Source organism: Sphingomonas sanguinis NBRC 13937, assembly GCF_001591005.1.
GTDB classification, from domain to species: domain Bacteria; phylum Pseudomonadota; class Alphaproteobacteria; order Sphingomonadales; family Sphingomonadaceae; genus Sphingomonas; species Sphingomonas sanguinis.
On record NZ_BCTY01000018.1, the window covers coordinates 36309 to 61214 of the forward strand.

General features: G+C 66.2%; 23 protein-coding genes. 10 read left to right on the top strand and 13 right to left on the bottom strand.

Annotated features, from left to right (window positions below; genetic code table 11):
* Positions 1-216 precede the first annotated feature (216 nt).
* Positions 217-1791, top strand: coding sequence for a lysine--tRNA ligase (locus tag SSA01S_RS09600; protein ID WP_061780224.1), 1575 nt, complete (start codon positions 217-219; stop codon positions 1789-1791).
* Positions 1792-1897: 106 nt separating this feature from the next.
* Here the strand turns inward: SSA01S_RS09600 and SSA01S_RS09605 are convergent, their stop codons facing one another.
* A complete protein-coding gene (locus SSA01S_RS09605) occupies positions 1898-2599 on the bottom strand; it encodes a dienelactone hydrolase family protein (RefSeq protein WP_061780225.1) in 702 nt (233 codons plus the stop codon).
* A gap of 70 nt (positions 2600-2669) precedes the next feature.
* Here SSA01S_RS09605 and SSA01S_RS09610 point away from each other — a divergent pair, with 70 nt between their 5' ends.
* From SSA01S_RS09610 to SSA01S_RS09635, 6 genes are all read left to right on the top strand, one after another.
* Complete coding sequence (locus SSA01S_RS09610) at positions 2670-2894, top strand: DUF6489 family protein (protein WP_042486898.1); 225 nt, start codon at positions 2670-2672, stop codon at positions 2892-2894.
* Positions 2895-2902: 8 nt separating this feature from the next.
* Positions 2903-4189, top strand: coding sequence for a tRNA uridine-5-carboxymethylaminomethyl(34) synthesis GTPase MnmE (gene mnmE / locus SSA01S_RS09615; protein WP_061780226.1), 1287 nt, complete (start codon positions 2903-2905; stop codon positions 4187-4189).
* Between the two features lie 81 nt (positions 4190-4270).
* A complete protein-coding gene (gene mnmG / locus SSA01S_RS09620; RefSeq protein WP_061780227.1) occupies positions 4271-6106 on the top strand; it encodes a tRNA uridine-5-carboxymethylaminomethyl(34) synthesis enzyme MnmG in 1836 nt (611 codons plus the stop codon).
* Positions 6103-6717, top strand: a complete 615-nt coding sequence (gene rsmG, locus SSA01S_RS09625) for a 16S rRNA (guanine(527)-N(7))-methyltransferase RsmG (protein ID WP_061780228.1) — start codon at positions 6103-6105, stop codon at positions 6715-6717. Before mnmG ends, rsmG begins: the two co-directional genes overlap by 4 nt.
* A complete protein-coding gene (locus SSA01S_RS09630; protein WP_061780229.1) occupies positions 6714-7508 on the top strand; it encodes a ParA family protein in 795 nt (264 codons plus the stop codon). Before rsmG ends, SSA01S_RS09630 begins: the two co-directional genes overlap by 4 nt.
* A complete protein-coding gene (locus tag SSA01S_RS09635) occupies positions 7505-8428 on the top strand; it encodes a ParB/RepB/Spo0J family partition protein (protein WP_058715273.1) in 924 nt (307 codons plus the stop codon). The genes SSA01S_RS09630 and SSA01S_RS09635 overlap by 4 nt, the downstream gene beginning before the upstream one ends.
* Positions 8429-8514: 86 nt before the next feature.
* Here SSA01S_RS09635 and holA read toward each other — a convergent pair whose 3' ends face one another.
* Genes holA through SSA01S_RS09655 form a run of 4 tightly spaced genes read right to left on the bottom strand, consistent with a single transcriptional unit; the run spans position 8515 to position 13023 of the window.
* Positions 8515-9534 (bottom strand): DNA polymerase III subunit delta, encoded by a 1020-nt coding sequence (gene holA / locus SSA01S_RS09640; RefSeq protein ID WP_061780230.1) that lies wholly within the window; start codon positions 9532-9534, stop codon positions 8515-8517.
* Positions 9535-9547: 13 nt separating this feature from the next.
* Complete coding sequence (gene lptE / locus SSA01S_RS09645; protein ID WP_061780231.1) at positions 9548-10075, bottom strand: LPS assembly lipoprotein LptE; 528 nt, start codon at positions 10073-10075, stop codon at positions 9548-9550.
* On the bottom strand, positions 10072-12573 hold the full coding sequence (leuS, locus tag SSA01S_RS09650; RefSeq protein WP_061780232.1) for a leucine--tRNA ligase: 2502 nt from the start codon (positions 12571-12573) through the stop codon (positions 10072-10074). The genes lptE and leuS overlap by 4 nt, the downstream gene beginning before the upstream one ends.
* A gap of 12 nt (positions 12574-12585) precedes the next feature.
* Positions 12586-13023, bottom strand: coding sequence for a DUF3576 domain-containing protein (locus SSA01S_RS09655; RefSeq protein ID WP_061780243.1), 438 nt, complete (start codon positions 13021-13023; stop codon positions 12586-12588).
* A gap of 242 nt (positions 13024-13265) precedes the next feature.
* On the opposite strand from SSA01S_RS09655, the gene SSA01S_RS09660 reads away from it, so the two are divergent.
* The gene (locus tag SSA01S_RS09660; RefSeq protein ID WP_244885651.1) at positions 13266-13976 is read left to right on the top strand and encodes a hypothetical protein; all 711 of its coding nucleotides are present in this window, start codon (positions 13266-13268) and stop codon (positions 13974-13976) included.
* Between the two features lie 28 nt (positions 13977-14004).
* Here the strand turns inward: SSA01S_RS09660 and SSA01S_RS09665 are convergent, their stop codons facing one another.
* Both SSA01S_RS09665 and SSA01S_RS19095 read right to left on the bottom strand, forming a co-directional pair.
* Positions 14005-14493 (bottom strand): COG3650 family protein, encoded by a 489-nt coding sequence (locus SSA01S_RS09665; RefSeq protein WP_061780233.1) that lies wholly within the window; start codon positions 14491-14493, stop codon positions 14005-14007.
* On the bottom strand, positions 14481-15074 hold the full coding sequence (locus SSA01S_RS19095) for a thiamine phosphate synthase (protein ID WP_334316365.1): 594 nt from the start codon (positions 15072-15074) through the stop codon (positions 14481-14483). The genes SSA01S_RS09665 and SSA01S_RS19095 overlap by 13 nt, the downstream gene beginning before the upstream one ends.
* 22 nt (positions 15075-15096) lie before the next feature.
* On the opposite strand from SSA01S_RS19095, the gene SSA01S_RS09670 reads away from it, so the two are divergent.
* On the top strand, positions 15097-15756 hold the full coding sequence (locus tag SSA01S_RS09670; RefSeq protein ID WP_061780234.1) for a YggS family pyridoxal phosphate-dependent enzyme: 660 nt from the start codon (positions 15097-15099) through the stop codon (positions 15754-15756).
* Complete coding sequence (locus tag SSA01S_RS09675) at positions 15753-16421, top strand: HAD family hydrolase (RefSeq protein WP_061780235.1); 669 nt, start codon at positions 15753-15755, stop codon at positions 16419-16421. Before SSA01S_RS09670 ends, SSA01S_RS09675 begins: the two co-directional genes overlap by 4 nt.
* A gap of 37 nt (positions 16422-16458) precedes the next feature.
* Here SSA01S_RS09675 and ribA read toward each other — a convergent pair whose 3' ends face one another.
* The 6 genes from ribA to SSA01S_RS09705 form a co-directional block, all read right to left on the bottom strand.
* Positions 16459-17511, bottom strand: coding sequence for a GTP cyclohydrolase II (gene ribA / locus SSA01S_RS09680; protein WP_061780236.1), 1053 nt, complete (start codon positions 17509-17511; stop codon positions 16459-16461).
* Positions 17508-18290, bottom strand: coding sequence for an exodeoxyribonuclease III (locus SSA01S_RS09685; protein WP_061780237.1), 783 nt, complete (start codon positions 18288-18290; stop codon positions 17508-17510). Before SSA01S_RS09685 ends, ribA begins: the two co-directional genes overlap by 4 nt.
* Before the next feature lie 388 nt (positions 18291-18678).
* Entirely contained in the window at positions 18679-19311 is a 633-nt protein-coding gene (locus SSA01S_RS09690; RefSeq protein ID WP_419836523.1) for a LolA family protein, read from the bottom strand.
* 65 nt (positions 19312-19376) lie between these two features.
* Positions 19377-20777 carry a carbohydrate porin gene (locus SSA01S_RS09695; RefSeq protein ID WP_061780238.1) on the bottom strand — a complete coding sequence of 467 codons (1401 nt, stop codon included), beginning with the start codon at positions 20775-20777 and terminating at the stop codon, positions 19377-19379.
* Between the two features lie 125 nt (positions 20778-20902).
* Positions 20903-21241 carry an ATP-dependent Clp protease adapter ClpS gene (gene clpS / locus SSA01S_RS09700; protein ID WP_058715306.1) on the bottom strand — a complete coding sequence of 113 codons (339 nt, stop codon included), beginning with the start codon at positions 21239-21241 and terminating at the stop codon, positions 20903-20905.
* 290 nt (positions 21242-21531) lie between these two features.
* Positions 21532-24825, bottom strand: coding sequence for an error-prone DNA polymerase (locus SSA01S_RS09705; RefSeq protein ID WP_061780239.1), 3294 nt, complete (start codon positions 24823-24825; stop codon positions 21532-21534).
* Positions 24826-24906 lie beyond the last annotated feature (81 nt).

Sequence of the window (24906 nt, forward strand, 5' to 3'; positions counted from 1 at the left end):
GGGGCTTACCGCGTGAGGCGCGCTTGTCCTTTCAACTAGGCACTCCCCTCCCGCAGGCGGGAGGGGATGGGGGAGGGAAGGACAAGCAATACCATCCTCTCTGTTCCACGTGGAACAACTCACCCTGTGGATAACTCTGTGCATGAGCAGCGAGCAGTCCGTGGAAATCGCAAAATGCATTGTGCATCACGCCCTGTCTTGCCACATGGCAACCCTATGACAGACGAACTCCGCTCCACCGCTTTCGAGTCCAAGGCCTGGCCCTATGAGGAGGCTCGCAAGCTCCTCAAACGCTATCCCGATGGCAAGCCGGGCGGTGCGCCGATCCTGTTTGAAACCGGCTATGGCCCATCGGGCCTGCCGCATATCGGCACGTTCAACGAAGTGCTGCGCACCACCATGGTCCGCAATGCCTTCCACGCGCTGTCGGATCAGAAGACCCGGTTGATCGCCTTTTCGGACGATATGGACGGCCTGCGCAAGGTGCCGGACAATGTGCCGAACCAGGAGCTGCTGCGCGCGCATCTCGGCAAGCCGCTGACCCAGGTGCCCGACCCGTTCGAGAAGTTCGACAGCTTCGCCGCGCACAACAACGCGATGCTGCGCCAGTTTCTCGACCGCTATGGCTTCGATTACGAGTTCGCCTCGTCGACGGAATACTACACGTCTGGCCGGTTCGACGATGCGCTGCGGTTGGTGCTCAAGCACTTCCAGGGCATTCAGGATGTAATGCTCCCGACGCTTCGCGCCGAGCGCCGTGCGACCTATTCGCCGGTCCTGCCGATCAGCCCCAAGTCGGGCATCGTATTGCAGGTCCCGATCGAAGTGGTCGATGCCGAGGCGGGCCTGATCGCTTTCGAGGATGAGGGCGAGCGGATCGTCCAGTCGGCGCTGGGCGGCCTGTCCAAGCTGCAATGGAAGGTCGACTGGGCGATGCGCTGGGTCGCGCTGGGCGTGGATTACGAGATGGCGGGCAAGGACCTGATCGACTCGGTCACCCAGTCGTCGAAGATCGCGCGGGTACTCGGCGGCCGTCCGCCCGAGGGCTTCAACTATGAGATGTTCCTCGACGAGCATGGCGAGAAGATCTCCAAGTCCAAGGGCAACGGCCTCAGCCTCGACCAATGGCTGACTTATGGGCCCGAGGAGAGCCTGGCCTTCTTCGCCTATCGCGAGCCGAAAAAGGCCAAGCAGCTGCACATTGGCGTCATCCCGCGCGCGGTGGACGAATATTGGCAGTTCCGCGTGAACTATCCCAACCAGTCGCTCAAGGAGCAGCTGGGCAATCCGGTCCACCATATCCATGACGGCAAGCTGCCCGAGGGCGAGTTGCCGGTGACGTTCGGGCTGCTGCTCAACCTAGTCGGCGTGATGGGCGAGGCGACCAAGGAGCAGGTCTGGGGCTATCTCGCCAATTATGTTCCGGAAGCGTCGGCGGAGAAATATCCCGAGCTTGACCGGCTGATCGACCATGCGCTGGCCTATGCCCGCGATTTCGTCGCGCCGACGCTCCAGCGCCGCGCGCCTGAGCCGCATGAGACCGACGCGCTGCGCCAGCTAGATGCACAACTCGCGGCGCTGCCCGAGGGCGCGACGGCCGAGGACATCCAGAACATCGTCTATGAGATCGGCAAGACCGACGCCTTCCCGTCGCTGCGCGACTGGTTCAAGGCGCTGTACGAGACGCTGCTGGGTTCGGCGCAAGGACCGCGCATGGGCAGCTTCATCGCGCTTTATGGTGTGGATAACAGCCGCAAACTGATCGCCGAGGCGCTGGCCAAGGCGGCGTAACAAACACCCTCACCCTTCCGGCGCTTCGCGCCTCCCTCCCTCTCCCAATGGGAGAGGGAAGGGGCCCGCCCGCAGCGCGGGTGGGAAGGGTGAGGGTGGTTTCTGTTTAGCGGAGATGTTCCGCGAAGAATGCCATGGTGCGTTCGTCCGCCAGCTTGGCGGACTCATCCGAGCGCCGCTGACCGAACTCGGTCGCAAAGCCGTGATCCTCACCGGCATAATCATACAGCGTGACCTTGGGGTGATCGTCCAGTCCCTCATGCATCCGCGCTTGCGCGTCCTTGTCGACGAAGTGATCCTCCTGCGGAATGTGGAGCAGGACCGGGTTGGCGATGGCGTGCTTCTCGTTCAGCAGGCCGTCGATGCCGACGCCATAATAGCCGACACTGGCATCCACATCGGTCCGCGCGGCGGTCATGAAGGCCAGGCGCCCGCCCAGGCAATAGCCGACGACGCCGACCTTGAAGTCCGCGCCATGCTCGTCGCGGATCGCCTTGATCGTCGCCTCGATATCGCGAATGCCGCCGTCCTGGTCGAACTTCTCCATCAGGTCGAGTGCCTGTTGCATCTCGTTGGGGATGTCGGGGTCCAGCTCGATGCCGGGGGCGATCTTGTGGAAAAGATCGGGGGCGACGGCGAGATAGCCCGCCTCGGCCAGCGTGTCGCACTTGCGGCGGATGCCCGCATTCACGCCGAAGATTTCCTGGATGACGATGATCGCGGCGGTCGGCTGACTCTCCGGCTCGGCATAATAGGCGTTGAATTGGCCTTCGCCGTGGGGGGCGGCGATGGTCTTGGTGGCAGTCATGCGGGTCTCCTGTGGTCGTCGCGACGATAACGCCTTATGCCTCACTTGGTCGCGTGAGGAGAATGGCACCGTGAAAGTGAATGTGGAAATCGACTGCACGCCCGAAGAGGCGCGTCGCGCCATGGGCCTGCCCGACCTGACGCCGATCCATGAACGCTATGTCCAGATGATGCTCGACACGATGCAGTCCGGCGTGAAGCCCGAGATGATCGAGGCGATGATGCGCAACTGGGCGCCGATGGGCGAGGCGAGCATGACCATGTGGCGCCGGATGTTCGAGGGGCAGAAGGGCTGACCTTGGGGATGACCGACACGATCTTCGCCGTCTCCAGTGGACAGCCGCCCGCCGCCATCGCGGTAATCCGGGTGAGCGGTCCGGCGGCGTTTGCGGCGGCCGAGCGGCTGGGTGGACGTTTGCCTGAGGCCCGTCGTGCGAGCCTGCGGACGTTGAAGGATGCAAGCGGCGCGGTGCTCGATTCGGCATTGCTGCTGTGCTTCCCTGGCCCGGCGACCGCAACCGGCGAGGATCTGGTCGAACTGCATTGCCATGGTGGTCGCGCAGTAGTCGCGGCGGTCGAGCGCGCCTTGGCCGAACGTCCGGGCGTTCGCCGAGCCGAGCCGGGCGAGTTCACCCGGCGCGCATTGCTCAACGGCCGGATCGATCTGGCCGAGGCGGAGGGGCTGGCCGATCTGCTGGAAGCGCAGACCGAGCGACAGCGCCGTGCTGCGATCGGGGCGGTCGAGGGGCGGGTGAGCCAGGCTGTGCGTGGCTGGATGGACCGGCTGGCGATGCTCTCGGCGATGGTCGAGGCGATGCTCGATTTCGCCGAAGAAGATGACGTGCCGCTCGATCCGGCGGCGGTGTCGCGGATCAAGAGCGACATGCACGAACTGGCCATCGTGATGCTGGAGGTGGTCGAGCGGCCGCCGGTCGACCGGCTTCACGACGGTATCCGGGTGGTGCTCGCCGGGCCGCCCAATAGCGGTAAGTCGACGCTTCTCAATCTGCTGGTCGAGCGTGAGGCGGCCATTGTGTCACCGATCGCGGGCACCACCCGCGACCGGATCGAGGCGAGTGTGCTGCGGGGCGGGGTGGCCTATGTGCTGACAGACACCGCCGGACTGGCCGAAGATACCGATGACGTGATCGAGGCGATCGGCGTCACCCGCGCGCAGGAGGCGATCCTTCAGGCGGACATCCTGTTATGGATGGCCGACACGCCTCCGCCGCGCGGCGATGCGATCTGGCTCCATTCGCGCGCCGATCTGCCGGGGAGAGGGGGGCTGCCCGAGGGGCGACGGTTGGCCGTGCGGCGTGATGAGGTTGCCAGTGTAGCCAGCGTCTGGGACGCGATTGCGGATACCGCGACCGCACTGTTACCGCGCGAAGACGCGATCGGGTTCAAGCGGCACCAGCAGGAGCAATGCCGCCGCGCCGCCAATGCGCTGATCGCTGCGCCGACCGACGACATCCTTTTGATGGCGGAGGAATTGCGGGTGGCACGACAGGCGCTGGCGGAAGTGCTGGGCGTCAGTGCGACCGAGACGATGCTCGATGCACTGTTCGGACGCTTTTGCCTCGGCAAGTAATTGTTCCACGTGGAACGTTAAGCATAGAATGTTGGTGGGGATCGCTTTGACGCTACCCGGTCCTTGCGATAGGGCGGGAGCATGTTTGATGTCGTAGTGATCGGTGGTGGTCACGCGGGAACCGAGGCCGCTGCGGCGGCTGCGCGCCGGGGTGCGCGGACGGCCCTTTTGTCCTTTGATCGTCATGGCCTGGGCGCCATGTCCTGCAATCCCGCCATTGGCGGATTGGGGAAGGGCCATATCGTGCGTGAGGTCGATGCCTTTGACGGGCTGATCGGTCGCGCGGCGGATATGGGCGCGATCCATTACCGCATGCTCAACCGCAGCAAGGGTACGGCGGTGCAGGGACCGCGCGTGCAGGCGGACCGGCGGCGTTATGCCGGGGCGATCCAGTCCATGTTGGCGGCGCAACCGAACCTCACCATCGTCGAGGGCGAGGCCGAGGCATTGGTCCTTGAAGCCGATCGGGTTGCGGGTGTGCAGCTGGCCGATGGCGCGATCCTGTCGACCCGTGCGGTGGTGCTGGCGACGGGGACGTTCCTGGGCGGGCGACTGTTCCGCGGCGAGGAGCGGCACCTGGGCGGCCGGATCGGCGAACGAGCGGCGACCCGGATGGCCGAACAACTCCGCGCGCTGGGCTTGCCGATGGCACGGATGAAGACCGGCACGCCGCCACGTCTCGACGGTCGCACCATCGACTGGGCCAAGCTGGACGAGCAGCCTTCCGACACCGATCCTTGGACCATGTCGCCGATGACGGCGGCCCGACCGCTGCCCCAGATCGCCTGCGCGATCACCCGGACGACCGAAGAAACCCATGCGATCATCGCGGCGGCCTTCCACCGCTCGCCACTGTTCACTGGCGCGATCGAGGCGAATGGCCCGCGTTACTGCCCGTCGATCGAAGACAAGATCAAGCGCTTCGCCGACCGTGACAGCCATCAGATATTCCTGGAGCCGGAGGGGCTGGACGATCCTTTGGTCTATCCCAACGGCCTGTCGACCTCGCTGCCGACCGATGTGCAGGAGGCGATGATCGCCTCCATGCCGGGGTTGGAACGCGCGGTCATCACGCTGCCGGGCTATGCGGTAGAGTATGATCATATCGACCCGCGCGCGCTCGACGCCCGGCTGGCTTTGGGCGCGCTTCCCGGCGTGTTCTGCGCCGGCCAGATCAACGGTACGACCGGTTATGAGGAAGCGGCGGGGCAGGGGCTGATTGCGGGGCTCAATGCTGCGGCGCATGCCTGTGATTTGTCGCCGGTCATTCTCGACCGAGCGTCGAGCTATCTGGGCGTGATGATCGACGATCTCGTGTTGCAGGGCGTGACCGAGCCTTATCGCATGCTCACCGCGCGGGCCGAGTATCGCCTGTCGCTGCGAGCCGACAATGCGGAAACGCGGTTGGGTGGGATCGCCGAAACTGCCGGGTGCCTGTCGGCGGAGCGGTTGGCACATCGTCGGCGGCGGCAGGAGCAGCAGCAGATGTTGCGGGAGCGACTGTCCGTGGTCCGCACCGCATCCGATCTCGCGCGCAGCGGGGCGGCGATCGCACAGGATGGCGCACGGCGGACGGCCTATGAATGGCTGCGCTTTGACGGCGTGACGCTGGCGCATGTCGCACCCGACGCGGCCGAGGGTTGCGATCCGGCAGTGGTGGCCGAGACGCTGGAGGATGCTCGCTACGCTCCCTATGTCGAACGCCAGGCCGAGGAGGTGGCGCGACTGCGCGCCGATGAGCAGATCCTGTTGTCGGCTTCGCTCGATTACGCCGCCATTCCTGGCTTGTCGCAGGAGATGATCGACAGGCTGAGCCTGGCGCGCCCCGCGACGCTGGCGGCCGCGTCGCGTATTCGTGGCATCACCCCGGCCGCTTTGTCGGCCGTCCTCCTTCACGCCCGAAAGGTGGCGGCATGACCGAAGAACAAGCGCGTGACTGGGTTGTCCAGCGATATGGCGAAGAGGCCGCAGAGCGGATCGACTATTTTCTGAACCTCGTGATCGTCGAGAATGACCAGCAGAATCTGATCGCGCCCTCGACGATCGCGACCATCTGGGCCCGCCACGCGCTCGATTCGGTTCAGCTGATCCCGCTGGCCGACCGCGCGGATGGGCAATGGGTGGATATCGGCACGGGGGGTGGGTTCCCCGGCATGGTCGTTGCGCTCGCCTGGCCCGGCCGCATGGCGCTGGTCGAACCACGCAAGCGCCGCGCCGACTTCCTACGCGAATGTGCCGAGCGGCTGGGGGTGGCGGACCGCGTGACGGTCTACGCGTCCAAGATCGAGGCGGTGGACGTGAAGGCCGATGTTATTTCGGCGCGTGCGGTGGCAACGGTCGAAAACCTTTTGCGCGCAGCCGCCCACTGCGGCAAACAGGATACACGGTGGCTGCTCCCGCGCGGCCGTCTGGACGAGCGCGAAATCAAGACCCTCAAGCGGCAATGGCGCTTCGTGTTTCACGTGGAACATAGCATCACCTCGGCGGAATCGTCGATCGTGATCCTCGACCGAGTAGGGGCCCGATGATCTGCGTTGCCATTGCGAACCAGAAGGGCGGGGTGGGTAAGACCACCAGCGCTATCAACCTTGCCACCGCTCTGGCGGCGACGGGTCTGAACGTGTTGCTGATCGATCTCGATCCGCAGGGCAACGCTTCGACGGGACTGGGCATTCCCAATAGCCAGCGTGTCTTCTCCAGCTATCATGTGCTGCTGGGCGAGGCGCGGATCGACGATGCGGTGGTGCATACCCAGGTGCCGCGCCTGGACGTGGTGCCCGCCACCGTCGATCTGTCCGGCGCTGAGCTGGAGCTGGTCGATTATGAGAATCGTACCCACCGGCTGGATCACGCATTGCGGCGGACGCAGGGGCATTGGGACATCGTGCTGGTTGATTGCCCGCCCTCGCTGGGGCTGTTGACGATCAACGCGATGGTCGCATCCGACTCGCTGTTCGTACCGCTGCAATGCGAGTTCTTCGCGCTGGAGGGGCTGTCGCAGCTGCTGACCACGGTCGAGCGGATTCGCGCGCGATTCAATCCGGGGCTCGCGATCCTGGGCGTGGCTTTGACGATGTACGACCGGCGCAACCGGCTGACCGATCAGGTGTCAGCCGATGTGCGCGCCGTTTTGGGAGGTGTGGTGTTCGATACGGTGATTCCGCGCAACGTCCGGCTGTCGGAGGCGCCCAGCCACGGTTTACCTGCGTTGATCTATGACCATCGCTGCGTCGGCAGCCAGGCCTATATCGCACTGGCGCGGGAGCTGATCGCGCGCCTGCCGCTCGGCACGCCCCAGCCCGGAGCAGCGGCGGCATGAGCGAGGAGACGACCACCAAGCGCCCGCGTCCGGGTCTGGGGCGCGGGCTGGGCGCTTTGCTCGGTGACATCGCGCGTGAAGCGCCGATCCGGCCGGGCGACCAGCCGACGCCCGGTGGCGTGCGGATGCTCCCCGTCGGCTCGCTGTCGCCGCACCCGGACCAGCCGCGCCGTCATTTCGAGGAAGCGGCGCTCGACGAACTCGCCGCCTCGATCGCGGCGCGCGGGCTGATCCAACCGATCGTCGTCCGCCCGCATGGCAAGGACTATCAAATCGTCGCGGGCGAACGCCGCTGGCGTGCGGCGCAGCGCGCACGGCTGCACGAAGTGCCGGTCGTGGTGCGTGACTTCGACGATGCGCAGACGCTCGAAGTCGCGCTGATCGAGAATATCCAGCGCCAGGACCTGAACGCCATCGAAGAGGCGCAGGCCTATCAGCGGCTGGCGGGAGAGTTCGGCCACACGCAGGAAGCGCTGGCCAAGATCGTCCACAAGTCGCGCAGCCATGTCGCCAATCTGCTCCGCCTGCTCGAACTGCCCGATACGGTGCAGGCCCAAGTGGTCACCGGTGCGCTCTCCATGGGCCATGCCCGCGCGCTGCTGGGCGCGGACGAGGTCGAATCGCTGGCCGATCAGGTCATTGCGCGCGGTTTGAGCGTTCGCGAGACCGAGAAGCTGACCCGCGAAGCCAAGGGCGGCGGACGCAAGGCGGCCGAAGAGCGTGGCGAGAAGGGGCCGCGGGCCTCGGGACAGGATGCGGCGGACGCCGATATCGCCGCGCTGGAGGGCCAGCTCGCCGATCTGCTCGGCCTGTCGGTGCGGATCGCGCATGGCGAGAAGGGAGGGACGCTGACCCTCAGCTACTCGACACTCGATCAGCTCGATATGGTGTGCCAGCGGCTGACCGGTGAGGGCATTTGAAAGCGGGACGCCGGTCTGTTTCGCAGACAGGCGCAGTTGGCGTTTGATTTTTGATAGGGCGGGGCGGGGGGCCTAAGAACAATCCCCTAGCCTCGCCGCGCAATTCCCTGCGCAATGATGGTCGCTTCCGATTCGGCCAGCACCGCCCCGGCATTGCCCGGTGCCATGACCGCTCGTTCGGCAGCGCGAATCCGGGCCATCGCCCGCGCCAGCATCGCTGGGGTCCAGCGGCGCAGGGCCCGGGCGGTCTTCGCTTCGTCGCGGAAGAAGACGCGGTGGCGTTTCATCACCGCTTCGACCGGTTCGCCCGCATCGATATCGGCGCGCATTTCCGCAAGCGCGACCAGACGGCGGGCTAGGGCGCGTAGCCAGGGGATGGGCGAGGCTCCGCCTTCGTCGAGCAGGGCGAGTTCACCGCCCAGATCGCCGACCCGGCCCTCGACCACAGCCTCCACCGCGTCGCCCATCTCGACCTCGCCCAGATCGGCGCCGATCGCGTCCATCGCGGCATGATCGACTTCGCGCGATCGGTCGGGTGCCGCGTCGAGATAAAGCGACAGCTTTTCCAGCTCGCGCGTCATCACCGATCGATCGGCGGCTGCCGCCTCGACCAGCCGCGCTGGGACGCCCGCCGCAAGCCGCAGGCCCATCTCGCCGCCAAGCGTGACCGCCAGCCGCTCGGCGTCTGCCGCTGTCGGCGCATAGCAGCCGAATGCCATGGCGCGGGGTGAATCGAGCGCGAGCTTGACGATCTTGGCGGTCGTCTTGACCGTGGGGGCGATGGCAACGACGGGATTGCCCGCCGACTCGGCTTCCAACAGCGCGGTGAAGGCCGCCAGACCCTCTTCGCCGACGCTGGCGATACGGATATGGCGCGGGCCGCCGAATAGCGACATGGACGCGGCCTCGTCGGTCAGGCGGGCCGGATCGCTCTTCAGCGTGGCCGAATCGAGGTCGATCCGTTCGGCATCCTGGCCCATCGCCTTGGCCAGGATTCGCGCCAGCTCGCTGGCCCCCGCTTCATCGGGACCGTGGAGCAGATAGAGGCGGATATCGGCGGAGGGACGCCCCAGCGCCTGGCGAATCTGGTTGGCGTTGGCTTTCACGGCTGGGGCGCCGTCACGGCCGTGCGGGCGCCATCGCCTCACCAGGCCGCGACCGGGCATAGGTGGCGAGTCGCGCGACGATTTCATCCGCGACGATCACCGACAGCCGCTCCAACGCGGTGTTTTCCGCCGCGATGGTCGCATATTCGGAGCGGACCACGTCGATTCCCGCGTCCGATCCGGCGGTGGCGTCGACCAGCACCGCGTTGCTCGTCTGATCGACCAGCTGATAGCGTGCGCGCAGGATACGGCGTTCGCGCACCACCGAGTCGTCGCGCCGCACGCCCAGGCCGCGAATCTGGTCGTCCAGCTTCACGTCGAGGCGGTAACGCGCATTGCCGGTCTTGCCGCCCAGCCGGTCGTTCAGCGCATTGGCCATCAGCCAGCCCGCCTTACCCTGAATCGGTGCGACCTCGATCTGCGACAGGGCATTGGCCACCGGGCCGGAGCCGCCGCCCGCATAAAGCGGATGCAGCCCACAGCCCGACAGACCCAGCGTCAGTGCCAGACCGGCAGCGATCAGGGGGAGGGCGCTCTTCATGCGACGATGTTCATCAGACGGTCGGGCACCACGATTACCTTTTTCGGGGTTGCACCGTCGAGCGCGCGGACGATCTTGTCCGACGCCAGCGCGGTCGCCTCCAACTGGTCCTTCGGCAACCCCTTGGCGACGGTCAGCGTGTCGCGCAGCTTGCCGTTGACCTGCACCGCGACGGTGACTTCGTCCTCGACCAGCAGGTTTTCGTCGACCACCGGCCAGGCGGCGTCGGCGATCAGGCCGTCCTGGCCCATGCCGGCCCAGGCTTCCTCGGCCATGTGCGGGACCATCGGTGCGACCAGCAGCATGGTGGTGCGGATCGCCTCGTTACGGGCGGCCGACGGCTTGGCCTTTTCGATGGCGTTGACCAGCTCGTACAGCTTGGCGACGGCCTTGTTGAAGGCCAGCGCCTCGATATCCGCCGCGACGCCCGCGATGGTCTGGTGCAGCTTGCGCGAGAGGGCCTTGTCCTCGCCGTCGGCGGCTTCCGAACCGTCGAACAGACGCCACAAGCGCTGGACGAAGCGCCACGAGCCCTCGATGCCCGATTCCGACCAGGGCAGGTCGCGCTCGGGCGGGCTGTCGGACAGCATGAACCAGCGTACCGCGTCCGCGCCGTACTGATCCACGATCGGCTCGGGATCGACGGTGTTCTTCTTGGACTTGGACATCTTCTCGACGCGGCCGACCGTGATTGGCTGGCCAGTCGCGATCTCGATACCGTCACGGATTTCGCCGGGGGCGAGCCAGCGGCCGTCCGAGGACTTGTAGCTCTCGTGCGTGACCATGCCCTGCGTGAACAGGCCCGCAAAGGGCTCCGCCACGTCGATCAGGCCGATATGCTTCAAGGCGCGGGTCCAGAAGCGGGCATAGAGCAGGTGCAGGATCGCATGCTCGACGCCGCCGATATACTGCCCGACCGGCAGCCACTGCTTCACCACCTCGGGATCGAACGGGCGATCCTTGGGCTGGCTGGCGAAACGGATGAAATACCAGGACGAATCGACGAAGGTGTCGAGCGTGTCGGTCTCGCGCCGGGCGGGCTTGCCGCAATTCGGGCAGTCGACATGCTTCCACGTCGCATGGCGGTCGAGCGGATTGCCGGGGACGTCGAAGGTCACATCCTCGGGCAGCGTGACCGGCAGCTGGTCCTTGGGCACCGGCACCGCGCCGCAATCCTCGCAATGGATGATCGGGATCGGCGTGCCCCAGTAACGCTGGCGGCTGACACCCCAGTCGCGCAGGCGGTACACGGTCTGGCCCTGGCCCCAGCCCTCGCTTTCGGCGCGGGCGATGACGGCGGCCTTGGCGGCCTCGACATCCATGCCGTCGAGCGGGCCGGAGTTCACCAGTTGCCCGGCACCGGTATAGGCGGTATTGCCCTCGAACACCGGTGCGGTGACCTCGCCATCGGCGACGACGCGGGTGACGCTCAGGCCGTATTTCCGCGCGAAATCCAGGTCGCGCTGGTCATGCGCGGGCACGCCCATGACGGCACCCGTGCCGTAATCCATCAGCACGAAGTTCGCGATGTAGACGGGCAGGGTGATGCTGCTGTCCATCGGATGCTGCATCCGATAGCCGGTCTCGAAGCCCAGCTTTTCCTGGGTTTCCAGCTCGGCCGCCGTCGTCCCGCCCGCCTTGCAGCGTTCGATGAACGCCGCCGCTTCGGCGTTCGTCTCGGCCAGTTCGCGCGCGATCGGATGGTCCGCCGCGATCGCGACAAAGCTCGCGCCGAAGATGGTGTCGGGCCGAGTCGAATATACCTCGATCGGCGTCGCGAAGGGCGCGACAGGGGCGAAACGGAACTGGAGGCCCTTGCTGCGGCCGATCCAGTTTTCCTGCATCAGCTTCACCTTGTCGGGCCAATGCTCAAGGGAGGTCAGGCCCTCCAGCAGCTCGTCGGCGAAGTCGGTGATCTTCAGGAACCACTGGTTCAGCTTGCGCTTCTCGACCAGCGCGCCCGAGCGCCAGCCGCGCCCGTCGATCACCTGCTCGTTGGCCAGCACGGTCATGTCGACCGGGTCCCAGTTAACCGCCGATTCCTTTCGATAAACCAGCCCGCCGGCATACAGGTCGAGGAACAGCGCCTGTTCATGGCCGTAATAATCGGGCTCGCAGGTCGCGATCTCGCGCGTCCAGTCGAGCGCGAAGCCCAGCCGCTTCAGCTGCGCCTTCATCGTCGCGATATTGTCGCGGGTCCAGCCGCCCGGATGGACGCCCTTTTCCATCGCGGCATTTTCGGCGGGCATGCCGAACGCGTCCCAGCCCATCGGGTGGAGCACTTCATGGCCGATCATCCGCCGATAGCGCGCCAGCACGTCGCCCATCGTATAGTTGCGGACATGGCCCATATGGATGCGCCCCGACGGATAGGGAAACATCTCAAGAACATAGGACCGCGGCTTGGCGCTGTGGTCGTCGGCGGCGAAGGTGCGCCGCTCCTCCCAGATCCGCTGCCAGGTCGAATCCGATTTCAGGGCATTGTAACGCGAGGCCATTCTGGTCGTCTTTTACTTCGTGGTGACCGAGGCACGGCGCAGGTCGCGCGCCTTGGTGAGGATGATGTCTTCCAGCTTCTGGATGGTGGCGGCCTGCACGGGCGCCTCCACCCACTGGCCACCGCGATTGACCTCGCGCAGGGCGGTCACGCGCAGCGCGTCGGCGCGCAGGTCCTGATCGAGGATGGTGACGGTCACCTTCATCCGCTCGGTCGGGATCTGCGGATTGACGTACCAGTCGGTGACGATGACGCCACCGTTGGAATCCGTCTCGGCGAGCGGCATGAAGCTGAGCGTGTCGAGGCTGGCGCGCCACAGATAGGAGTTCACGCCGATCGTCGTGATCTTCGAGGCGGCGAGATCGGCCTGGGGGCGATCCTTCTTGCCGGCACAGGCGCCGAGCGACAGGGCGGCGAGTACCGCGAACGCGGTGGCGGAACGGCGAAGCATCGGCATTGTCCTGACTGGGAATAAGGGTTGGCTATAGCCTCTACAGGGGCCCCGCCACCCCGGCAAGCGGTCCGGGTAATCCCGGGCGAATCGTCTGGGATCGGGGTGGGACGGCGTGATTCTGTGGAGGATGCGCAACAGTCGGACAAGATTCGCCATCGCGGCCGTAACAATGGGATCGCTCGCACCTGATTCCGTGTTAGGAGCGATCCCATAAAGGGGCCTTAAACAAGGGGTGTAGCGTGTCGTTCGGGCGTGTGGTGATCGGAATCGCAATCGGGGCGCTTGTCGCCGCGACGGCGATGGTCGCGCCCGCCATCGGCGCGGTCGAGCAGACCAGCCGCACCGCACCCAAGCGCTCCTCGCTCAGCCTGATGCGTGGTGGGTTCACGCCCGCCTCCGCCGATCCCCGGCTGGCGGCGATCTTCGCCAAGAGTGGGCTGGAGGCAGGCGATCTGCGCTTCACCCCGGCGGAAAGCCAGCGTGGGACCGGCCGTCCGGTCTCCGTTGCGGTGCGCGCACGAACCAGCCGTACCAACGAAGAGCGGATCGCGGCCAACACCGCGCCGACCGTCGGCTTGGCACCGATCTCCTATAATCTGGGCGTCGCGGTGGGTTGGAAGCGGGTGGCGCTGTCGGGTGATATCGCGCGGGTCGATCTGGCCGGGCTGCCGGGCAGCCGTGAAACCGCCGATGTCGCGGTCAGCTACACCGCCAATCGCTTCACCGGCCGTGTGAAGGCCTCGACCGATCGTCCGATTGATGGTGCGCCCAAGCTGGTCGACGTGCCAGCCAATTATTCGCTCGATATGGGCGGGTCCTATGCGCTGACTCGCAACCTCGATGTGACGGCGGGGGTCCGCTATCGCTCGGATCGCGACCGTCTGGCGCGGATGGACGACGATCGCCGCAACAGCCAGGCGGTCTATCTGGGCACCGCTTTCCGCTTCTAAGCGCCGTCGCCGGACGACAGCCGGTATTTCACTGCGATGGGCGTAATTTCTCGGCAGCGATGACGGTCCTGCCATGATCGAGCCCCTTTATCGGCTGGGCTGGCGCCATGCTGGGATTGGTGGGATAGGTTTGCCCGTTGAAGCGCAGCCGCGCGCGATAACCGGGCAGGATACCGCCACCGGCGACCAGCACGCTCAGATCATGCCAGCCATGCGACGCGCTGGAAAGGACCCGGATCGGCGGACGCGTGATGCTGATGGCCGAAATCCGACGATAGCCGTTTGGGCGAAGTGCCAAAACGTAAAGCCAGCATCCGCCGGAACCGCAAAAATCCGGCTGTCCTCTGCCATCCGTCGACGCGATGGCATAGACCAGCGCTTCCGGGCGGCCATCCCTGTTCAGATCCGCCAACGCATAGTCGTAGCGGGTCAGTTTCTTGTCCCGGATAAAGTCGGCAAGGCCTTCGGGGATCGGCGCATTTATTGCCATCGCCATCGTCAGGATCAACGCAAACATCGCCCTATTCCCCCCGATATGGTTGTGGGATCATCGGACGATTCGCATGACGAACCCCTGACCCGGTTAGACGAATGCTGCCCCCATGCATCGATCGCCGCCCAGCCGTGAAAGCGGCCGCGCAAGATGCGAAATCGAGCCGCATCCATTCCGCCCAGCGCGATTCGCGGTAGGCCCAGACCATGCCCGATTCGAGCTGCGCGCGCCAAACCCAATGCGGGAGCGCCGGGGTGCGACCGAGTGGGATAGAGGGGCGACACGAACAGCAGGTCTGCACCCGCCTTCCAGCCTTGGATCGCTTCTGCCCGATCATGCGCGGACCAGCTTCGCACACCGGTCGTCCGCCCGGCTTTGTGCACCCCGTCGCCGGGCAGGCCTCCTCCCGCCACCAGCAGCATCAGCCGCCGCGCCTTGGCGATTCGCCACACTCGCCGGTGAATCGCGCGCCGTTCGGCCGGGGGCGTTGCGTGATGGCGGAACACCACGCCCGATCCCGGCGGCAGCGCGCGGAGCGCGGCCCAGAGTCTATCGCCCAGCCGCTCGTCGGTCATCAGCCATGTCACGGGGTATCGGTCGGCCATCGCCCGGACTATAGCGCGGAGCATGACCGACGACAGCGTTTCCCGCCTCCATACCGTCTCTGCCGAACTTCAGCGCGCCGCGAAGCTGGGCGATCATGCCACCCCGACCCTGATCGCGGTGTCGAAGACGCATGACGCCGACACGATCCGCCCGCTGCTCGAGGCCGGGCACCGCGTGTTCGGCGAAAATCGCGTGCAGGAGGCGGCCGCCAAATGGCCCGCGCTGTGCGACGCGTATGCGGGCGTCGAACTCCACCTGATCGGCCAGCTCCAGTCGAACAAGGCCGCCGATGCGGTCGCCCTGTTCGACGTGATCCACACCGTCGACCGCCCCTCGCTGATCGCCGCGCTGGCCGAAGCGATGGACAAGAGCGGCAAGCGGCCCGCCTGTTTCCTGCAGGTGAATATCGGCGAGGAGGAGCAGAAGGGCGGCTGCGCCATCGCAGAGGCGCCCGCCATGCTGGCGGAGGCGCGCGCCGCCGGACTGCCGATCATCGGTTTGATGGCGATCCCTCCGCATGGGGTGGACGCTGCCCCCTATTTCGCGCTGCTCGCCAAGATGGCGCGCGAACTTGGTCTCGAAAAGCTGAGCATGGGCATGTCCGAGGATTATGAGGTCGCCGCCATGCTGGGGGCCAGCCATGTCCGCGTCGGCAGCGCGCTGTTCGGGGCGCGCGGATGAGCCGCTTTGCCGCACTGCTGTTCGATTTCGACGGCGTCCTGATCGACAGCGAATATGAGGGCAACCGCCATCTCGCCGAATGGCTGAGCGCCAACGGCCATCCGCATAGCCCGGAAGAGGCGATGCACCATTATATGGGGCTGGCGGGCAAGGACTTCATCGCCGCGATCGAAGGGCGGATTGGGCAGTCGCTGCCTGAAAGCTTCTACCAGGCGCGGCGCGATGAGGATGTGCGCGCGATGGAGGAGGGCATTGCGGCGATTGCCGGGGCAGTCGATTTCGTCCGCTCGCTGCCGGCCAATTTCCCCCGCGCGGTGGTGTCGTCCAGCCCGACCGTCTGGCTCGACCGGCATCTGCGCCATCTCGGCCTGCGTGAGGCGTTTGGCGAGCATGTCTATAGCGGGCGCGAGCATGTGACGCGCGGCAAGCCCGCGCCCGACCTCTATCTGTTCGCGGCCGATCGGCTGGGCGTCGACATCGCGGATTGCGCGATCCTGGAGGATTCGCCCGTTGGTGCGACCGGCGCGGTGGCGAGCGGGGGGCATGTCATCGGCATGTGCATGGGCACGCATTGTGCGGTCGGGCATGACCAGCGGCTGCGCGCGATCGGTGTGGCTGCCATCGCGCAGGACTATACGGACGTGCGGCGCGAACTGGGGCTCTAACGCGTCCGCACCGCCCAGTTCGGCGCGACCGGTCGGGTCAGAGCTGGTGGCCGGTCCGGTCGCGCTTGGTCGCCAGATAGCGTTCGTTATGCGGATTGGGCGGCAGGCTGTGCGCCACCCGCTCGATCACCCGCACCCCCGCCGCGTCCAGCCCGGCGACCTTGGCCGGATTGTTGGTTAGCAGCCGCACCTTGTCCTGTCCCAACAGGGTCAGCATCCGCGCCGCCACGCCGAAGTCGCGCGCATCGATGGCAAAGCCCAGCCGGGTATTGGCGTCGACGGTATCGAACCCCTGATCCTGTAGCTGATAGGCGCGCAGCTTGTTGACCAGGCCGATCCCGCGGCCCTCCTGGCGCAGATAGAGCAATATGCCCCAGCCCGATGTGGCAATGGCATGGATCGCGGCATGAAGCTGCGGCCCGCAATCGCATTTCAGGCTGCCGAGCACATCGCCGGTCAGGCATTCGCTGTGCAGCCGCACCAGCGGCGGCTGGCCGTTCGGCTGGCCGATCAGCAGCGCGACATGCTCGCCCGCTGCATGGGGCGAGCGGAAGGCGACGATCTCGGCATTTTCCGCGCCCGCGACGGGCAGGCGGGCACGGGTGGCGATGGCCAGCGCCTCGGCATTCTCATGCGCGGCGATGTCGGCCAGCGAAACCTCGGCCTCGACACCCGTGCCGCCGACGAAGAAGGCGGGCAGCATTCCGGCGATCCGCGCGAACCGGATCGCCGCCGCCGCGACCGCCGGATCGGGCAGGGGGAGGGCGCGAAACGGTCCTTTCAGCGGGGTCGCCAGGTCGAATTGCGGATCGGCTAGCGCGGTGGCGGCGGCGAAGTCGACCCAGGGCGCGCGCTCGACCAGCACGGCGGCGTCGGGATCGGCGGCCTCCAGCTGGTTGGTCAGCTTCAACGTCGCCGCGCGTCCCGCCGAGATGAGGACGGGCGCCAGGCCTTCGGGATCGAAGGCGGCGAGGCGCAGCGGATCGGCCGTCTCGACCGCCAGCAGGGACTGGCCCGCAATCGCGATCGGCCAACCCCGGCGCAGCGCATCGATCGCGCGCGCCGCTGCCTTGGAGTCGGGATGGCTCAAAAATCGAATTCCGTCATGATCGGGATATGGTCCGAGGGCTTCAGCCAGCTGCGGCACCCCTCGAACACCTGATGCGCCACCGCCTTGTCGGCCACGTCGCGCGTCGCCCACATATGGTCGAGTCGCCGCCCGCGATCCGATGCCGCCCAGTCCTTCGCGCGGTAGCTCCACCAGGTATAGAGCCGCTGCGGCGCGGGGATGAAGTGACGGCCCAGATCGACCCAGTCGTTCGACGCCTGCAACTTGCCCAGCGTCTCCACCTCGATGGGGGTATGGCTGACCACGTCGAGCAACTGCTTGTGGCTCCACACATCCGACTCGAGCGGGGCGATGTTAAAATCGCCGGTCAGGATCGTCGGGCAGTCCAGCTGACCTGACCAGTCGATCATGCGGCCGAGAAAATCGAGCTTCTGGCCGAATTTCGGATTCTTCTCGCGGTCGGGCACGTCGCCGCCCGCCGGGATATAGACATTCTCCAATCGTACGCCGTTTGGCAGGCGGATGCCGACATGCCGCGCCTCGGCATTGGCCTGCCAGTCGAGGCGGTCGTCCTCGGCGATGGGTACGCGCGCGACGATCGCGACGCCGTGATGCATCCGCTGGCCGTGGATAATGATGTGGTCGTAGCCCAACGCCCGGAACAGGTCGAAGGGGAAGTCGTCATCGACGACCTTCGTCTCCTGGAGGCACAGCACGTCGGGCGCGGCTTCCTTCAGGAATTGCTCGACGATGGCGGCACGGAAACGCACCGAATTGATGTTCCAGGACGCGATTTTCACGCGAAGCGATGTAGCGGGGGCAGGGGGGTGAGACAAGATTACGTGGGGCTCAGCAGCCACGCTGTATATTTCTTTGCACCCCGGCGGAGGCCGGGGCCCAGTTGCGGTGGATCATCGGGGGCGCGACGTCTTGGCCTCCCACGCCACGTGATGCGCGCCACCAACGACATGGCGACTGGGCCCCGGCCTTCGCCGGGGTCAAAAGATAGAAAAAGGAAAGGCCCTCGCTCCGGGGGCATGGAGCGAGGGCCGACCTAGCGTTCGTCACGCAGGCGGGATGAGGGTGCTCATTCGAGCAACAGGGGGGAATCTCGAAGGCCCCTCAACCGCAACGCCTTGATAGGCCAGCGAACCTGTCGCCCGGATGAATGAAACGGCCCGCGACCGTTCAGTTTCGGCCCGAACGCCTCTGCGGGTCGTTGAAACGGAACGCTTTATCGTCGACCGGTACGCCGAATCGCTGGTTCGACAAGCGGATCGTCGTGCGGTTGTTCTGGCTGTCGAGCGCGACCCAGCCCTGCATCATCAACCCGCCCGGCGCGGAGGCGTCGCGGGCGAAGACCAGGGTGATCTTGCCATATTCGGGGTGCTTGGGATCGTTCGCCTCGACCGAGACCAGGCGCGAATCGGCGCTGGGCACGACCTTGGCATAGCGGGAAATGTCGCGAGTCGGGTCGAGCAACACGCCTAGCGGTGAGTTCTTGATCGGCCAGCGCTGCTTCTGCCCGACCGAATAGTCGAGGAACCACAGACTGCCGCCATCCGCGACGATCAGCAGCGGTACGCCCTTTTCATATTGGAAGCGGATCTTGCCCGGCTTCTTCATGGTCAGCGTGCCGGTCAGCACCTTGCCCGCCCGGTCCTGCTGAGTGAAGTCGGCGGTCATCGTCTGCACCGATTGCAGGTGACGCTGCACCGCCGCCAGGTCGCCGCTCGCCTGGGCCATGACGGGGACGGGGGCGGCGACCATCGCCATGGCGGTCGGCGCCATCAGGGCGGTCGCCATCATCGAACGGATCATATCAAACTCCTTTGGCGCGCCTGTCCTTGCGCGCCGCCTATTGAACGGGTCGTGAATCGCGCATGTTACAGGGTGAAGGCGGCCTTCAGCCCGACGATGGTGACGTCCTCGGCCTCCGAATAGCCGCCGGGATGGTGGACGAACTGCACATTGGGTCGCATCTCCAGCCATTCGGCGGGGTGGATGCTGTAATAGACTTCCGCTGCATATTCGGAGCCCTGCACGGCGGGCCGCGTCGGATCGAGTCGCTGGCCGTCCGCCACCCGGTTGTTCACATGGGTGCGCGCCACGCCGAACCCCAGCACGTCGCCCGGCACGGCGGGGACTAGCCCCTTATAGAATAGGCCGGCGGCGACCTGGTTGTCGGTGACGCTGGTCGCGCGGTCGGCCTGGGTCGCGTTCAGGAAGACGCTGAGGCCGTTTTCAGCTTTGCCATCCTTTGTCTCGCCGGTCAGCTGCTGCTGGATGTTGACGTACACGCCGTAGCGGCTGCTGCGCTCCAGCGGGGCCAGGCCGGTGATCGCGATGGGACGGCGGTTGACGTCGAGGAACACGTCCGCCGCATCCGCCGTCGCGACCCAGCCGCCCAGCTTGTACGACCCGATCCGCCCGGCGCTGGCATTATTGATCCAGCCCACCTCGGCCGGGACCAGCACGCCTGTCGCGCCCTTGAAGTGGCCGATGAAGAAATCATTGTCGAGGTTGCGCGGGTTGATCTCGTACACCGCGCCCTGGACATACAGGTCGTCGCGCGGTTCGTAGCGCAGCCGTGCGCCCCACTGGCTGACCGGCCAGTTCTGCCAATAGTCGCCGACCAGATTGCCGGGCTGTGCGCCGCAGAAGCTGAGGTTCATGAAGTGGCAGGAGAAGATGGCGAAGTCCTCGCCCGGATTGGTGCGACCCAGCTTCAGCTCGAACCGCTCACCGATCCGCTGTTCGTACCAGAATTGGGTGAGGCGTAGCGTCTGGCCGCGGCCATAGACCTCCTGCACCTGTTGCAGCGTGCCCAGATTGGCATCGTCGCTGAGGTTGCGGCCCCGGCGATAGGTGAGGGTCGCCTGAAACGCGCCGCCCTTCAGCCCGAAGACTTTTTCCAGATCGAACAAGGCGCCCGCGTCGAACTGGCCGGTCTCGCGGAACAGGGTCTTGCGGCCACCGGTGATATTGGCGGCGCTTTCCGAGGCATAGCGCGCGGTGACGGTGATGCCGCGCTCGTTCAGGCGGGTGCGAATCTTGTGCCAGTCGCCGATGATGCCGGGCGGCGGCGTCCGCCGCGTATCGGCGGTGATCGCGGAGGGCGCGCTGTCCGACGGGCGGACGGGCAGGCGCCGTGTGGGTGGCCGCTGCGTATCGCCCTCCGCACTGGTCGGCGCGGCGCGGGCAGCGGTGGGGACGGGATCGGTCGTCTGTTGCGGGGAAAAGGGGGCCGCCAGCAGCAAGGGTGCCCAGCCCCAGATCATCGCCATCACACCAACCCCCTGTTTGCCCGAGACTTATCGTTGCGCAGGGCAAACGACCGGACGGGGAAAAGGTGCCGTAAACGTCAAGCGATCGTCATCGACCCGCCAGCGTGGCGGAAAGGCCCGATGCTTCAGGCCTTCTCCAACGTGCATTGAAGCGGATGCTGGTTCGCGCGGGCGAAGTCGATCACCTGCGCCACCTTGGTCTCGGCGACTTCGTAGGAGAAGACGCCGCACACGCCGACACCGCGCTGATGGACGTGCAGCATCACGCGGGTCGCATCGTCCATGCTCATGCGGAAGAAGCGTTGCAGGCACAGCACGACGAATTCCATCGGCGTGTAATCGTCGTTCAGCATCAGCACGCGATAGGGCGTCGGCTGCTTGGTACGGGCACGGGTCCGCGTCGCGACACCCAGGCCGGTGCCGTCCTCGTCCCCATGGTCGTGACCCGGCCCATTGCCGGCCATCCCCAGGGGATGGGTGAGTAGATCGCTGTTCAGGGCCATGATGATGTAAAATATGGCATGGCGGGGGGTGGGCACAAGCCCTTGGAGACAGAGGCGATCGGATAAATCGGGACGGGTCGGGGATGGACACCCGTTCCTCCCCTGCAAGGGGAGGTGGCAGGGCGAAGCCCTGACGGAGGGGTGTCCCGATTGGAAAGGTAAGGCTGTTCTCGCGAGTGGTGACACCCCTCCACCATGCTACGCATGGTCCCCCTCCCCTTGCAGGGGAGGAATGATCATATGGCATTGCCCTAATGGAAATCCCGCGACCGGGGCAGCAGGCGGACGTCGCGGGGGTGGACCCCGCGCTGGGCGACGGGCCCGCGCGGATCGTGCGAGCGGGTGGGCGCGGCGGGGACGTCCTCCAGCCGGGCCAGCATCGTGCTGCGATCCTCTACGCCCACCGTCATGACATGGACGACGCCCTCCTCGCTCCGCTGCACGACGCCGTGGATCAGCATCAGCCGCGCCGCCATGACGCTGCGCCGGTTCGCCTCGAAATCGCGCGCCCAGAGCAGCGCGTTGACGATGCCGGTCTCGTCCTCGATCGTCACGAAGATCGCATTGCCCTTGCCCGGCCGTTGGCGGACCAGCACCACCCCCGCCACCTTCACCCGCCGTCCGTCGCGCAAGCGCATCACATCGGCGGCGGACAGCACTCCCTCCGCCGCCAGTTCGGCGCGCAGGAACGCCATGGGATGGCCCTTCAGCGACAGGCGGGTGGCGCGGTAATCGGCGGTCACCTGTTCGGACGGCGACATGGGCGGCAGCGTCACCGGTGGCTCGGCGGCCATTTCGGGGGCCTCCATCGCGGCGAAGAGCGGCAGTTGCGCCGACTTCATCCGCCGCGCCTCCCACTGCCCCTCGCGCCGCCCGCGCCCCAGCGAGCGATAGGCGTCGCTCTGCGCCAGCAGGTCGAGTGCCCGGCGGGGAAGGTGGGCGCGAATCGCAACCGACTCGATGCTGTCATAGGGTGCGTGGTCGGCGATGGCCTTGCCCCACTCCTCGCGGAACCCGTCGACTTGGCGAAAGCCCAGCCGCAGCGCGAAGGCGCCGTCGCTACGGGCCTCCAGCCGGTTGTCCCAGCCGCTGTGATTCACATCGACCGGCCGCACCTCGACCTGGCCATTCTCGCGGGCGTCGCGGACGAGCTGGGCAGGGGCATAGAATCCCATCGGCTGGGCGTTCAGCAGTGCGCAGGTGAAGATCGCGGGCTGATGGCACTTCAGCCAGGCCGAGACATAGACCAGCCGCGCAAAGGACAGCGCATGGCTTTCGGGAAAGCCATAGGAGCCGAACCCCTCGATCTGCTTGAAGCAGCGTTCGGCGAACTCGGGTTCGTAACCGCGGCGGACCATGCCGCCGACCATCTTCTCACGAAAACCCTGGATGGTGCCGACATTGCGGAACGTCGCCATCGCGCGGCGCAGGCCATTGGCTTCGTCGGGGGTGAATTTGGCGGCGACGATGGCCAGTTTCATCGCCTGTTCCTGGAACAGGGGCACGCCATAGGTGTCCTTCAGGATGGTCTTCAACTCGTCCGCATCCCCCTCCGAGGGATGGGGAGAGGGATATTCGACCTTCTCCTTCTCCCCCCGGCGACGCAGATAGGGGTGCACCATGTCGCCCTCGATGGGCCCCGGCCGCACGATCGCGACCTGTACGACCAGATCATAGAATCGCTTCGGCTTCAGCCGGGGCAGCATGTTGATCTGCGCCCGGCTCTCCACCTGGAACACACCGATGCTGTCGCCCTTTTGCAGCATCTTGTAGACACGCTCGTCCTCGTCCTGCGCCAGCGTGTCGAGATCGGGGCGGGCCATGCCGTTCGCCGCCATCAGGTCGAACGCCTTGCGGATGCAGGTCAGCATTCCCAGCGCCAATATGTCGACCTTCATGATCTTCAGCTCGTCGATATCGTCCTTGTCCCATTCGATGAAGGTCCGCCCCTCCATCGCGCCGTTATGGATCGGCACGGTCTCGTCGAGCCGTCCTTGCGTCAGCACGAAGCCGCCGACATGCTGCGACAAGTGGCGCGGGGCGCCCAGCAGCCGGTCGACCAGGGTGCGTAGCCGCGCAATCTCGGGATTGTCGGGGGAAAAGCCGGTTTCGTGGAACCGCTTCTCCTCGAACTGCTTGGAAAAGCTGCCCCAGACGGTGCTGGTCAGCCGCTGGGTCACATCCTCGCTCAGCCCCAGGGCGCGGCCGACCTCGCGCACCGTGCTGCGCGGGCGATAATGGATGACGGTCGCGGCGATGGCGGCGCGGTGGCGGCCATAGCGGCCATAGATATACTGGATCACCTCTTCGCGCCGCTCATGCTCGAAGTCGATGTCGATATCGGGCGGCTCCTTGCGTTCGGTCGACACGAAGCGGGAAAAGAGCAGGTCGTGCTTGGTCGGATCGACCGAGGTCACACCTAATAGCCAGCAGACCGCCGAATTGGCCGCCGAGCCCCGACCCTGGCAGAGAATGGGCTGCGGCCGACTGCGCGCGAACCGCACCACGTCGTGTACGGTCAGGAAATAATGGGCATAGTCGCATTCGCGGATGAGGGTCAGTTCCTCGGCAAGCGTAGCCTGTAGCTTGCCGGGCACACCATCGGGAAAGCGCGCCGCCGCCTCCCGCCGCACCAGTTCCTCCAGCCAGTCCTGCGCCTCCCACCCCTCGGGCACCGGCTCATGCGGATAGTCATAGGACAGGTGGTCCAGCCGGAAGGTGATGCGGTCGAGAATCGCCACGCTCTCCTCCACCGCCCCCGGCCGGTCGGCGAACAGCCGCGCCATTTCGGCGGCGGGCTTCAGATGGCGTTCGGCATTGGCCGCCAACCGCCGCCCGCCGGTGCGGATGGTCAGCCCCTCGCGGATGCAGGTCAGTATATCCTGTACCGGTCGGTCTGCGGGCGCGGCGAACAGCGCGTCGGTGGTGGCGAGCAGCGGCACGCCCCGTGTCTCGGCCAGGGCGGCATGGGCCATCAGCCGCCGCCGGTCCGCCCCCGATCGCGGCATGGTCACGCCCAGCCAGACCCGCCCCGGCGCCACCGTCACCAGCCGGTCGAGCGTCGCCGCCAGTCCCGGATCGGCGCGCTGCGGCGGCAGCATCGCGTCCGTCATCGGCTCGCAGGGCCTTGCCGAGGATTCGGGTAACGCGATCAGCAGCAAGTCCTCGGCATGGCGGATCAGGTCGCCCAGCCCCAGGATGCAGCCACCTTTCCGCGCCCGCTTGTTGCCCAACGTCAGCAATCGGGTCAGCCGGCCCCAGCCGGTGCGATCAATCGGATAGGCGACGATGTCCGGCGTGCCATCGGCAAAGATGAGACGCGCGCCAACGACCAGCTCAAACGGCTGCATCCGGTCCCCGAGCTTTTCGCGGATTTCCCGCAACGCCCGGTAGGCCCGCACCACCCCCGCCACCGTGTTGCGGTCGGCAATGCCAATTCCGTCCAGCCCCAGAACGATCGCCTGCTGAACCATCGCTTCCGCCGAGCTTGCGCCGTCGAGGAAGGAATAATGCGTCGCCGCGACCAGTTCGGCGAAGTCGGACATTTACTCCTCCCCGGTACGGGGAGGGGGACCATGCGCAGCATGGTGGAGGGGGCGTGCCGCAAGGGACGTACCCAGAGGCAC